This is a genomic window from Luteimonas salinisoli, from assembly GCF_013425525.1.
GTDB lineage: Bacteria > Pseudomonadota > Gammaproteobacteria > Xanthomonadales > Xanthomonadaceae > Luteimonas > Luteimonas salinisoli.
The window spans coordinates 1-11159 of sequence record NZ_JACCKA010000023.1 but is presented as its reverse complement, the minus strand read 5'-3'; the positions used below and the strand labels follow the sequence as shown (position 1 = coordinate 11159).

At 70.8% G+C, this 11159-nt stretch carries 11 protein-coding genes; 7 read left to right on the top strand and 4 right to left on the bottom strand.

Features of this window, described 5'->3' with window-relative positions; translation table 11 throughout:
* Positions 1-426: 426 nt before the first annotated feature.
* On the top strand, positions 427-1008 hold the full coding sequence (locus H0E84_RS02735; RefSeq protein WP_180677092.1) for a tetratricopeptide repeat protein: 582 nt from the start codon (positions 427-429) through the stop codon (positions 1006-1008).
* Between the two features lie 338 nt (positions 1009-1346).
* Positions 1347-2207: a DNA ligase gene (locus H0E84_RS02730; RefSeq protein ID WP_345776258.1), complete on the top strand. Its 861-nt coding sequence runs from the start codon at positions 1347-1349 to the stop codon at positions 2205-2207.
* A gap of 275 nt (positions 2208-2482) precedes the next feature.
* Here the strand turns inward: H0E84_RS02730 and H0E84_RS02725 are convergent, their stop codons facing one another.
* The 3 genes from H0E84_RS02725 to H0E84_RS02715 are packed head-to-tail and all read right to left on the bottom strand — an operon-like array spanning position 2483 to position 4333.
* Positions 2483-3130 carry a hypothetical protein gene (locus H0E84_RS02725; RefSeq protein ID WP_180677090.1) on the bottom strand — a complete coding sequence of 216 codons (648 nt, stop codon included), beginning with the start codon at positions 3128-3130 and terminating at the stop codon, positions 2483-2485.
* Positions 3131-3167: 37 nt separating this feature from the next.
* Positions 3168-3824: an orotate phosphoribosyltransferase gene (pyrE, locus tag H0E84_RS02720; RefSeq protein WP_180677089.1), complete on the bottom strand. Its 657-nt coding sequence runs from the start codon at positions 3822-3824 to the stop codon at positions 3168-3170.
* Positions 3821-4333 carry a GNAT family N-acetyltransferase gene (locus H0E84_RS02715; RefSeq protein ID WP_180677088.1) on the bottom strand — a complete coding sequence of 171 codons (513 nt, stop codon included), beginning with the start codon at positions 4331-4333 and terminating at the stop codon, positions 3821-3823. Before H0E84_RS02715 ends, pyrE begins: the two co-directional genes overlap by 4 nt.
* 73 nt (positions 4334-4406) lie before the next feature.
* On the opposite strand from H0E84_RS02715, the gene H0E84_RS02710 reads away from it, so the two are divergent.
* From H0E84_RS02710 to H0E84_RS02695, 4 genes are all read left to right on the top strand, one after another.
* The gene (locus tag H0E84_RS02710; protein WP_180677087.1) at positions 4407-5207 is read left to right on the top strand and encodes an exodeoxyribonuclease III; all 801 of its coding nucleotides are present in this window, start codon (positions 4407-4409) and stop codon (positions 5205-5207) included.
* A complete protein-coding gene (locus tag H0E84_RS02705; protein WP_180677086.1) occupies positions 5204-6544 on the top strand; it encodes an AmpG family muropeptide MFS transporter in 1341 nt (446 codons plus the stop codon). The genes H0E84_RS02710 and H0E84_RS02705 overlap by 4 nt, the downstream gene beginning before the upstream one ends.
* Entirely contained in the window at positions 6541-6819 is a 279-nt protein-coding gene (locus H0E84_RS02700; protein ID WP_180677085.1) for a hypothetical protein, read from the top strand. The genes H0E84_RS02705 and H0E84_RS02700 overlap by 4 nt, the downstream gene beginning before the upstream one ends.
* 269 nt (positions 6820-7088) lie before the next feature.
* A complete protein-coding gene (locus tag H0E84_RS02695; RefSeq protein WP_180677084.1) occupies positions 7089-7853 on the top strand; it encodes an NYN domain-containing protein in 765 nt (254 codons plus the stop codon).
* Positions 7854-8048: 195 nt separating this feature from the next.
* Here the strand turns inward: H0E84_RS02695 and H0E84_RS02690 are convergent, their stop codons facing one another.
* A complete protein-coding gene (locus tag H0E84_RS02690) occupies positions 8049-10268 on the bottom strand; it encodes a primosomal protein N' (protein ID WP_180677083.1) in 2220 nt (739 codons plus the stop codon).
* A gap of 442 nt (positions 10269-10710) precedes the next feature.
* Here H0E84_RS02690 and H0E84_RS02685 point away from each other — a divergent pair.
* Positions 10711-11159: sigma-70 region 4 domain-containing protein (locus tag H0E84_RS02685; RefSeq protein ID WP_180677082.1), on the top strand; the 449-nt coding region annotated here is incomplete at its 3' end.

Here is an 11159-nt window from a genome sequence, read left to right as displayed (position 1 = left end):
CGACTCCCTCAACGATCTCACCCCAGTCGAGTACCGGATCATCCATCACCCGGAAACCTCTAGTTATGCGTGGACCTGATCAGGGGGAGTCGACAGAAGATGAGCTCGCGGCGATCAGGCTCTATGCCAAACGCCAGCGCGCACTCGGGTCGGACCGCTTCCAATCGCAGCTCGAACGCCTACTGCAGCGGCGTGCGCGGATCGGCAAGCCTGGCCGGCCAAAACTAGTACTCTGACCCCTGTTTTAAAAATTAGTACTCTGACCCCGTTTTCGACCCCGTTTTACTGACTTGGAGCGGCATTCTGAAGTGGCAACGGTTATAAGGTCCTAGGGGACATCCTGAAGAAGCGCACTCAGAGGCAACAGACTACGGAGGCAGTCATGCGAGAAGTTCGCGATCGAGTTCGGCGAGAGGCTGTGTCGCCTTGAAAGGTGCGGCCACAAACTCAGATAGCTATCAGCATGCGATTGCTATGCTTCAGAATGGCAGCGTGGATATAGCTATTAAGAAGCTGGAGTCGTTATCGAAATGTGGGGATGGGCATGCTGATGGCGTTTTGGGGGCGCTCTATGAGTTTGGGGTAGCAAGCGTCCAACCAGATATTCCTGCAGCACTGTCGCTCTATGAGCGAAGTATCAGAAAATCAGATTCTCTTGAGTCGTGGATGGGAATCGGTCGAATAACCATGCATGGACCGCCCGAGGTACGTGATTACGCACGGGCGTTCGAATGCTTCTCGCTTGCAGCAGATAGTTGTAACTATGCCCCAGCTTGGGTTGCGCTCGGCGAAATTCATCTTCGTGGGCTAGGGCGGGAGAAAAATCTCGATGCGGCGGAACAGTGCTTTCGGAACGCAGTCAATACTGGAAATACTCTTGGCTATCCAGGTCTGGCAAGAGTAGCGTTCGAGAGACGGCGAATAATTGAGTCGTTGAAATATCGAATGGTTGGTGCGCTGAAAGCGATTCGAGAGCCCGAAGATAGTGATGCGTTGAAGCAATGGTAAAAGGGAAGAACAGGGGTCAGAGTGGAGTGGCCCCGGTTCTTCGGACGGCGGACCCCGGCTTGGCCTGACGACCGCTCCAGCCTGTCGCCGGTGGGGCCGCCGCGTTCCCCGTGCGCATGCTGCTTCTGCCGAAGAACTGGCGCGGATGCCATGCCCAGAATGGAGCGTCGCGACCTGGCTGGCGTAACGCAGCATGTGATCCAGCGCGGCAACCGACGGCCGGGTCGTGGCCTGCCGCGGTCTCGGGGTGTTTTCCTACGATTGGTTCCGCTCCCAGCCGACAGGCACGCGCCTGTCGATGGGCGAGGATGAGGCATCGCATCTTCCAGGAACCGGTCGTGCGCCTGCCGCTCTTCGCGCTGCTTGTTTTGCTTGTCCTGGCGCCTATGTCGGCGGCGCAGGCGGCCGGGCCGCCGCGGCTGATGCTGGCGACCCGCTACACGCCCGGCGTCGAGGTGGCCGATTACTGGGTGAGCGAAAAGCTGGACGGCGTGCGCGGGCGCTGGGACGGGCGGGCGTTGTGGACGCGCGGCGGGTATCGGGTGCGGGCGCCTGACTGGTTCACCGCCGGCTGGCCGGCGGAGCCGATGGATGGCGAGCTGTGGATGGGGCGCGGCCGCTTCGAGGAGGTGAGCGCACTGGTGCGCGCCGGCAGCGCCGACGCTGACGCCTGGCGAGACGTGCGGTTCATGGTCTTCGATCTGCCGGCGGCGGGCGGTCCCTTCACCGGCCGGGTGGCGCGGATGCGGGCGCTGCTGGAGGGGTCCGGGATCGCCTGGTTGCAAGCGGTTCCGCAGCAGCGGCCCGCCGACGCCGCTGCGCTCGAGGCGCGGCTGCGCGCGGTGGTCGCGGCCGGGGGCGAGGGGCTGATGCTGCACCATGGCGAGGCCCGCTATCGCGTGGGGCGCAGCGATCGCCTGCTCAAGCTGAAGCCGTTCGAGGACGCGGAAGCGCGCGTGGTGGAGCACCTGCCCGGCCGGGGCAAGTACGCGGGCATGACCGGGTCGCTGCTGGTCGAGCGCGCCGACGGGGCGCGGTTCCGGATCGGCAGCGGGATGAGCGATGCGCAGCGCGCGACGCCGCCGCCGGTCGGCAGTCGGGTGACCTATCGCTACAGCGGCCTGACGGTGAACGGGCTGCCGCGGTTCGCCAGGTTGCTGCGGGTGCGGGAGGAGTCGCCGCCGCCCGATCCGGAATGAGGAGCGGTGGCGGGGGTCGTGGTGCCGGGGGCAGCGCCGGGGAGATGGTGATCGAAACGGTGCGGCGTCTACGCCCCGGTCTGGGTGGTGCGGGCTTTCGCGGCCATGGGCCGCCCCTACAGGAAAGCGGCGCTCCAGCCGACGAGAGGTGGGGAACCCCCTGCAGGAGCGCGCCATGTGTGCGAGGGCCGGTGGTTGGCAACGCTTCGGATCACCGCGCGGGTGGCGGTGGGCGCACGCACCACACAGGCCCCGGGGGTACACAGCCCCGGGGATCAGCCGCCGCTCGATTCCGGGCGCTTGATCGCGCGGTAGCGTTCCAGCGCCTGTTCGAGGTCGTCGTTGAGGTTGGCCTGTTCGCCGAGCTGCTGTTCCAGGATCGCCTGCTGGCGCAGCAGGTCGGTGTGCTGGCCGAGGATGCCGTCGACCAGCGGCTTGCGGACCGGCTGCTCCTGCAGTTCCAGCTCCGCGGCCTGGCGCAGCAGGGCGAGCAGGCTCTGGCGCAGGTTGCCCACGCCCATGCTCGAGGTCTTCACCGACTCCTCGACCAGGGTGATGCGCTCGCCGTAGGCGCGGCGCAGGTCGTCCTCGGTGGCGTAGGAGTCCACCATCGCCAGGTCGCGGCGACGGCGCGCGGTCTCGGCATCGGCCTCGGCGGCGGCCTGCTGCGCAGAGCGCCGGGCGGCGGCGCGCTCCTCCTCGCTCATCGCGCGGTCCACCTGGGCGCGGCGCAGGCCGGTGGTGGCGCTGATCTCGGTGCGGGCGCTGTCCACGGCGGACGCGGGCAGGGCGTCGCCGCAGACCTTGCGGCCGTCCTCCTCCCAACAGTACAGCCGCTTGGCCTGCTGGTTGCCGCGCTGCGCCTCGGCAGCGAAGGGCGTCAGCAGCAGGGCCAGGCAGGCGAATTGGATGAGGTTCTTCATCACGCTCCCGTCCCCCCGGTCGGTCGTATGAGTGGCGTCAATCGCAGCCGTAGCGCGCGCGGTACTCGCGCAGCCGGCCGTGCTCTTCGGACAGTGTCGCGCTTTCGGCGGCGAACGCAAGCAGATCGGCCAGCGTTGCGACGGCGATCACCGGGATCGCGTGCGCTTCGGCCACCGCCTGTGCCGCCGAGAGCCGCGGGCCGGCGCCCTCGTCCACCACCTCCTGGCGGTCGAGCGCGATCACGATGCCCGCGGGCCGCCCGCCGCCGCCCTCGATCAGCGCCAGCGCCTGGCGCACGGCGGTGCCGGCGGTGATCACGTCGTCCACCACCAGCACCCGGCGCCCGGCCAGCGGCGCGCCGATCAGCAGGCCGCCCTCGCCGTGGGCCTTGGCCTCCTTGCGGTCGAACGCCACCGGCAGGTCGCGGCCGCGGCGGGCGTATTCGCAGGCCAGCGCGGTCGCCAGCGGGATCCCCTTGTAGGCGGGGCCGAACAGCAGGTCGAACTCCGGCGCCGCGGCGTCCACGGCGTCCGCATAGCACGCCGCCAGCCCGGCCAGGGCGGCGCCGGAGTCGAACCGGCCCGCATTGAAGAAATAGGGGCTGACCCGCCCCGACTTCAGGGTGAACTCGCCGAAGCGCAGGGCCTCGGCGCGCAGGGCCAGCTGCAGGAAACGGGTGCGATGGTCGCTCATGAGCCGCATTCTCCCACGCCCAGGCGCCGGACCAGCAGGTGCTGCGGGCCGGCGCTGCCGCCCTGGTGCAGTTCGCCGGTGTCGGTGAAGCCGGCGCCGAGGTAGGCGCGCACCGCGGCGCGGTTGTCGACGTGCACATTGAGCAGCAGCAGCCGGCGCGCCGGGCGGCGCCGCTCCAGGTCGGCGCAGCAGGCGGCGACCGCGCGCGTGCCCAGGCCGCGGCCCTGCACCCGGCGGTCGAGCGCAAGGCTGCGCAGGCTGACCACCGCGCGGCCCGGCCACCGCCGCGCCGCCACGGTCAGGGCATAGTCGAGCCGGTAGAAGCCCACCAGCGCGTCGCCCAGCACGATCGCCATCGCGTCGCAGCGCGGCTCGACCAGGGCGCGACCGACGTTCAGCGCCATGTCCCCGACGTAGCGCTGCTGCCCGGCCGCCAGCCGCAGGCCTCGCGCGGCGTCGGCCTGGGCGGGCGCGAGCCGCATCACGCGCAGTTCGGGGAGCGGGGCCATGGCAGATCATACGGCCGCCGGCCGCGGGCACGAATCCGGTAGGCTTGGCGCCGGACCCAGCCACCGTCATCGCATGAGAATCATCAGCTTCAACGCCAACGGCCTGCGCTCGGCCGCCACAAAGGGCTTCTTCGACTGGTTCGCCGCCCAGGACGCCGACATCCTGTGCGTGCAGGAGACCAAGGCGCAGGAGCACCAGCTGTCCGGGGAGGCGTTCCGGCCACCCGGCTACAACGTGGTGTTCCGCGATGCCGTCACCAAGAAGGGCTACAGCGGCGTGGCGATCTACAGCCGCCGCCAGCCCGACGAGATCCGGCCGGCGCTCGGCTGGGCGCCGTTCGACGACGAGGGCCGCTATCTCGAGGCGCGCTTCGGCAACCTCAGCGTGGTGTCGTTCTACATTCCCTCCGGATCCTCCGGCGAGCTGCGCCAGGGCTTCAAGTTCGAGGTGATGGAGTGGTTGCGGCCGATCCTCGACGACTGGCTCGCCAGCGGCCGCGACTACGTGCTGTGCGGCGACTGGAACATCGTGCGTGCCCGCAACGACATCAAGAACTGGACCGGGAACCAGAAGAATTCCGGCTGCCTGCCGCCCGAGCGCGCCTGGCTCAACGGCATGATCGCCGACGCCTGCGGCGACGGCTCGCCGCAGCCGGCGCAGGGCTGGATCGACAGCTTCCGCGCGCTCAAGCCCGACGCCGTCGAATACACCTGGTGGAGCCAGCGCGGCGCGGCGCGCGCCAACAACGTCGGTTGGCGCATCGACTACCAGCTGGTCACGCCGTTGCTGCGCGAGCGCCTGGCCGGCTGTTCGGTCGCCCGCGAGCCGCGTTTCTCAGACCACGCCCCGTACGTCGTGGACTACCGCGAATGACCACAGCCGGCAGCAGCACCGCGGCGCCGGCCTACAAGGGGTGGCGAGGGATCCGCCGCGCCTTCGGCACGCCCTCGGCGCTGACCATGCTGCTGCTCGGATTCGGCTCGGGGCTGCCGTTCCTGCTGATCGCCTCGATGACACTGTCCACGCGCCTGCGCGACGTCGGCCTGGACCTGGGCAGCATCGGCCTGATCAGCCTGGCCAGCTTCTTCTACCTGCTCAAGTTCCTCTGGGCACCGCTGATCGACCGCTACGTGTTCCCGCTCACCGCGTTCCTGGGCCGGCGGCGCTCCTGGCTGCTGGCCTCGCAGCTGCTGGTGACGGTGAGCCTGGCAGCGCTGGCGCTCTCGCGCCCGGAGATGGGGGTGACCACGCTGGTGCTGTGGGTGCTGGTGGGCTCGTTCGCCGGCGCCACCCAGGACTCGGTGGTCGACGCCTACCGGATCGAAGTGGCGCCGGCCACCTCGCAGGCGGCGCTGGCGGCGACCTACACCCTGGGCTACCGCATCGGCATGATCGTTTCCGGCGCCGGCGCGCTGTACCTGGCCGAGTTCCGCGGCTGGCAGGTCGCCTACCTGGCGATGGCGGCGCTGATGGCGCTGCCGATCGTCACCACCCTGGTGTGCCGCGAGCCGGTGGCGCCGGAGGCCACGGTGGTGCGGCGGATCGATTTCTTCGGCGCGTTCTGGCAGCCGTTCACCAGCTTCTTCTCGCACAACGGCCTGCTGCTCGGGCTGGTGCTGCTGGCCTTCGTCGGGCTGTTCAAGTTTCCCGACCAGGTGATCGGGGTGATGGCCGGGCCCTTCTACCTCGACTCCGGCTACACCAAGGCCGACATCGCCACCGTGTCCAAGCTCTACGGGGTCTGGCTGGGGATCGGCGGCGCCTTCCTCGGCGGCGTGTGCGTGGCGGCGTTCGGTTTCCGGAAGATGCTGTTCCTGGCGGCTCTCGGGGTTGCCCTGTCCAACCTCGCGTTTTTGCTGATGGCGCAGTATCCGGCGCAGATCTGGGCATTCTATGCGGCGATCAGCGCCGACAACCTGTTCCAGGGGTTCGCCGGGGTGGTGCTGGTGGCGTTCATGTCGTCGCTGACCGACCGCAACTTCACCGCCACCCAGTACGCGCTGCTGGTGTCGCTGGCCAACCTGCCCGGCAAGTTCGTGGGCGGGGTCTCGGGCTTCATCGTCGAGGCGACCTCCTACAGCACCTTCTTCGTGCTCAGCGCGCTGACCGTGGTGCCGACCTTGCTGCTGCTCGCCTGGCTGTGGCAGCGTATCGTCGAGCCGGCCCGCGATGCCGGTGCGGCCGCCGGCGGCGGCGGGAGCAGCGCATGACCGATATCGTGCTCAGGGACGTCGACGACATCCTCGCCGACCGCATCCGCCGGGTCGGCGACCGCCGCGGCTGGGACATGCCCCAGACCCTGCTGCACCTGCTCGAGCAGGGCCTGCACGTGTACGAGGACGAGGGCGCGGTGCGCTTCGACAGCGACGAGTCCGACGTGCTGCAGCAGGCGCTCGAGGCGCTGCGCGAGGTGCCGGACGATCCCGGCTATTCCCTGATCGGGCGGATCCGTCCGCCGCCCGGACGCGAAGACGCCGGCGCCTGAGCCGCCGGGGCGGTCCGACCGCGGCTGTCGGGATCCTGGACGATTCGCCGAAGCCGCAAGGCTGCGTCGCCGCATTTCTTTCTGCGCCCGTGGCGCGCATGGTCTCTCGGAGCATGCTCCGCTCTACGCGGGGCTCCGGAGCCGATGGCAGCGCCGGCGCGGTTGCGCGCGTGCGCGGCACCGCCGCGCATCCCGCCTGCGCGGGGAGCACGGGGTCGGCCGCGCGGGATCGGTTACGCTGCCCGCAACCCGACCGGACTCCGAAGACAATGGCCGACACCGAGCTGCGCATCGCGCTGCTGATCGATGCCGACAACGCGCCTTCCGGCAAGATCGAACCGATCCTGACCGAGCTGGCCCGCCACGGCGTGGCCAACGTGCGCCGCGCCTACGGCAACTGGAAGAACCCGCACCTCAAGGGTTGGGAGGAGGCGCTGCACGCCTACGCGATCCGCCCGATCCAGCAGTTCGCCTACACCAGCGGCAAGAACGCCTCGGACATGGCGATGGTGATCGACGCCATGGACCTGCTGTACGCGCGCACCCTGGACGGGTTCGCCATCGTCTCCAGCGATGCCGATTTCACCCCGCTGGTCATGCGCCTGCGCAACGAGAACATGCGCGTGTTCGGCTTCGGCCAGGAGAAGACCCCGCTGCCGTTCGTCAAGGCGTGCTCGACGTTCCTCTACGTCGAGAAGCTCGGGGCATCCGACGAGGAGGACACGTCGCGGGTCGTCCGCCCGAAGCGCAGCGAGGACCTGTTGCGCGACGCCAACCTTGTGCACCTGCTGCGCAACGCCGTCAGTGCCACCGCCGACGACTCCGGCTGGTCGCACCTGGGGGTGGTCGGCAGCCATATCCGCAACCAGACCTCGTTCGACGAGCGCAACTACGGCTACCGCAACCTCAGCGCGCTGATCGAGGCGACCGGGCTGTTCGAGCTGCGCCGCGAGGGGCAGATGGTGGAGATCCGCGAGAAGCCCAAGGCCAAGCCGAAGTCGCGCAGCCGCGCCCGCAAGAAGGCCGTCGCCTGACCGCGCCGGCTTTCGCGGGCATGGCGCGCTGCCCCTAGGGCTGCCCGCAGCGTGCCCCTGTAGGAGCGGCCCACGGCCGCGAAGGCCGCGGGCGGTTCCGGCCGGGTTGGCGGCGATTCCGGGCATCGCACACGTCGCGCGCCTTCGCTTGGATGGCAAGCGCCTACGGCAGCCCGCGGGCGACGGGCTATCCGGTCAATAGAGATCCACCGGGTCGATGTCCAGCGACCAGCGGGTGCGGCGCGCCTCGGGCAGGGCGTGGATCATCGGCAGCGCGCGATCGAGCGCCAGGTGCAGGTCGCGGCGCTGCAGCGCCGACAGCGGCAGTTGCGCGCGGTACATCCCGGCACGGCGCGCCATCGGCGCCGGCAGGGGCCCGTGCAGGACCAGGCCCTGGCCCACGGCGCTGGAGGGCGGCGCGGCTTCGGCGAGGAGCGCGCGGGCGCGCTGCAGGAAGGCCATCGGCGGATCGGCATGCCGGGCCTCGGCGCGCAGCAGCGCCATGTGCGCGAACGGCGGGAAGCCGGCCTCCTCGCGCTGCGCGAGTTCGGCGGCGGCGAAGGCGTGGTAGCCGCCCTGGATCAGCGTCTGCAGCAGCGGGTGGTCGGGATGATGGGTCTGCAGCAGCACCTCGCCGGGGCGCTCGGCGCGCCCGGCGCGCCCGGCCACCTGGATCAGCAGCTGCGCCAGCTTCTCGGCGGCGCGGAAGTCGGCCGAGAACAGCCCCTCGTCGATGCCCACCACCGCCACCAGGGTCAGCCCCGCCAGGTCGTGCCCCTTGGCCAGCATCTGGGTGCCGACCAGCACCCCGGGGCGGTCGCCGAGGGTCTCGAAGTGCTTCTGCAGCGCGTCGCGGCGGCGGGTGCTGCCGCGGTCGATGCGCAGCACCGGCACGCGCTCGCCGAAGCGCTGCGCCAGCAGTTCCTCCAGCCGCTCGGTGCCCACGCCCTGCGGCTGCAGCGCCAGGCCGGCGCAGTCGGGACAGGCCGGCGGGGCGGCCTGACGATGGCCGCAGTGATGGCACTGCAGACGGCGGCCGCCGCCGTGCACGGTCATCGCCGCGTCGCAGCGGCGGCACTGCGCGCTCCAGCCGCAGTCGTGGCACAGCAGCACCGGCGCGTAGCCGCGGCGGTTGCGGAACACCAGCACCTGCCCGCCGCTCGCCAGCGCGGCGTCGATCGCCTCCAGCAGTTCGCGCGACAGGCCGTTGTCCAGCGGCCGCTTGCGCACGTCGAGCACCCGCACCGGCGGCGGCCGGGCGTTGCCGGCGCGGCGCGCGAGCCGCAGGTGCGCGTAACGGCCGCCGCCGGCGTTGTGCAGCGATTCCAGCGACGGCGTGGCGCTGCCCAGCACCACCGGGACCTGCAGGGCGCGGGCGCGGACCAGGGCGAAGTCGCGGGCGTGGTAGCGGATCCCGTCCTGCTGCTTGTAGCTGCCGTCGTGCTCCTCGTCGACCACGATCAGGCCGGCCTCCGGCAGCGGCGTGAACACCGCCGAGCGGGTGCCCACCACCACCCGCGCCTCGCCGCGCAGCGCCGCGGTCCAGACCCGCGCGCGCTCGCCGTCGTTGAGCCCGGAGTGCAGCGCATGCACCGGCACCCCGAGGCGGGCGCGGAAGCGCGCCAGGGTCTGCGGGGTCAGGCCGATCTCCGGCACCAGCACCAGCGCCTGCCGGCCGCGCGCCAGGCAGTCGGCGATCGCGTGCAGGTAGACCTCGGTCTTGCCGCTGCCGGTCACGCCGTCGAGCAGCAGCGGGGCGAAGCCGGAACCCGCGGCGATCGCGGCGATCGCCTGCGCCTGTTCCGGGTTCGGCTCGGGTCCGGCCTGCGGCGCCGGTGCCAGCTGCGAGGCCGGGACCGCGACGCGCTCGGCCAGGCCCCGGCCGGCCAGGGTGCGCGCGACGCCACGCCAGCCCTCGAGCAGGTCGTCCAGCGCCTCTTCGTCGCGGGCGGCGGCGTGCAGCAGGTCGGCCAGCCGCTTCGGCCGCCCGGCGCGCATCGCGCCGCGGGCGGTCTCGCCGGCCTCGGTCAGCCGCCAGGCCCAGGTGCGGGTCTCGGGCCGCGGCTCGCCGCGGCGCAGCGCCGCCGGCAGCGCGGTGGCGAACACCTCGCCCAGCGGCGCGTGGCAATAGCGCGCCAGCCAGTGCAGCGACTCGAACAGCTCTCCGCGCAGCAGCGGATCCGGGTCGAGGCGCTCGAGCACCTCGCGCAGTTCGGGCGCGTCGGTGTCGGCGGGGCCGGTGGCGGCCACCACGCCGATCAGTTCCCGCGGCCCGAACGGCACCCGCACCCGGCAGCCCACGGCCGCCTGGTCCGCGCGCCAGGCCGGCGGCGCACGGTAGTCGAACAGCCGCGGCAGCGGCAGCGGCAGGGCGACGCGAAGCACCGCTTCGGTGGCTGCGGGGACGGCAGGCATCGCGCCAGTCTATGGGTTTTCGCGGCCGGACCCGACCCCCGGGGGTCACCTGCGAGTTGCGGACCAATGCTGTGTCCGCCTGTGCGTTCTTGCGTGCAAGCCCCGGTGGCGAAAGAAGATTTGTCCTTATCCACACAACTTGTGGATAAGCCTGTGCATTGCCGCCTCCGCACCGGGGGTGCAGCCATCACGTATCGCGTGAAGGCGAACTTGGCGAAAAAAGCGCCAAATCAGGATACTCGTTCAAAATCAGCAAGTTGGCCGTGAAACAGTCCGGCAACAAATCGTTCGGATCGCGTGCACGCGATGTGGATGACGGTTGCGTGACCGCTGTGCACAACCATTTCGGGTCAGCGCTGCCCGATGCCGGTTCCGAACCCGCTGTCAAGGGCGCCGACGCCCACCTGCGTGGCTATCATGCGGGCGCCATGACGCCCATCCGATGCCACCCAGTTCCGTGACCGACAGCGCAGCGGGCTCCGCCGCGGTGAGCGCGTTCCTGCGCGGCGTCGAGCGGCGCGCCGCGGTGTTCGCGCAGCTACAGGCGGGCGATGCCGCAGCCGGCGATGCCGCACTGGCCGCGGCCATGGCGGCGTTCCGCGACGCCGCGGCCAGGACCCAGTTCGGCGACTGGCCCCGCCGCTTCTGGGCGCAGCTGCTGGCCGCGCGACCACTGCGCGGCGCGGCGGCGACGGAGCGGTGGCCGCCGCAGTTCGCGGCGCTGGCGCAGCTGGGCCATGGGCCGCGCGCGGCGCTGTTGCTGCGCCTGGTCGCCAACGTCTCCGAGGCCGACGCTGCGGCGGTGCTGGGCATCTCGCGCCCGACCTACCGGCTGGCGCTGCGCCGGGCGCTGCCGCGCGATGGCGAGGGGCGCGCCGATACCGCGTCCTG

What these genes read in the sequence shown, in the direction of transcription:
- H0E84_RS02725 (WP_180677090.1), bottom strand. Translation starts at nt 3,130, where the DNA reads ATGAAGAACCTCATCCAATTCGCCTGCCTGGCCCTGCTGCTGACGCCC.
- pyrE (WP_180677089.1), bottom strand. Translation starts at nt 3,824, where the DNA reads ATGAGCGACCATCGCACCCGTTTCCTGCAGCTGGCCCTGCGCGCCGAG.
- H0E84_RS02715 (WP_180677088.1), bottom strand. Translation starts at nt 4,333, where the DNA reads ATGGCCCCGCTCCCCGAACTGCGCGTGATGCGGCTCGCGCCCGCCCAG.
- H0E84_RS02710 (WP_180677087.1), top strand. Translation starts at nt 4,407, where the DNA reads ATGAGAATCATCAGCTTCAACGCCAACGGCCTGCGCTCGGCCGCCACA.
- H0E84_RS02705 (WP_180677086.1), top strand. Translation starts at nt 5,204, where the DNA reads ATGACCACAGCCGGCAGCAGCACCGCGGCGCCGGCCTACAAGGGGTGG.
- H0E84_RS02700 (WP_180677085.1), top strand. Translation starts at nt 6,541, where the DNA reads ATGACCGATATCGTGCTCAGGGACGTCGACGACATCCTCGCCGACCGC.
- H0E84_RS02695 (WP_180677084.1), top strand. Translation starts at nt 7,089, where the DNA reads ATGGCCGACACCGAGCTGCGCATCGCGCTGCTGATCGATGCCGACAAC.
- H0E84_RS02690 (WP_180677083.1), bottom strand. Translation starts at nt 10,268, where the DNA reads ATGCCTGCCGTCCCCGCAGCCACCGAAGCGGTGCTTCGCGTCGCCCTG.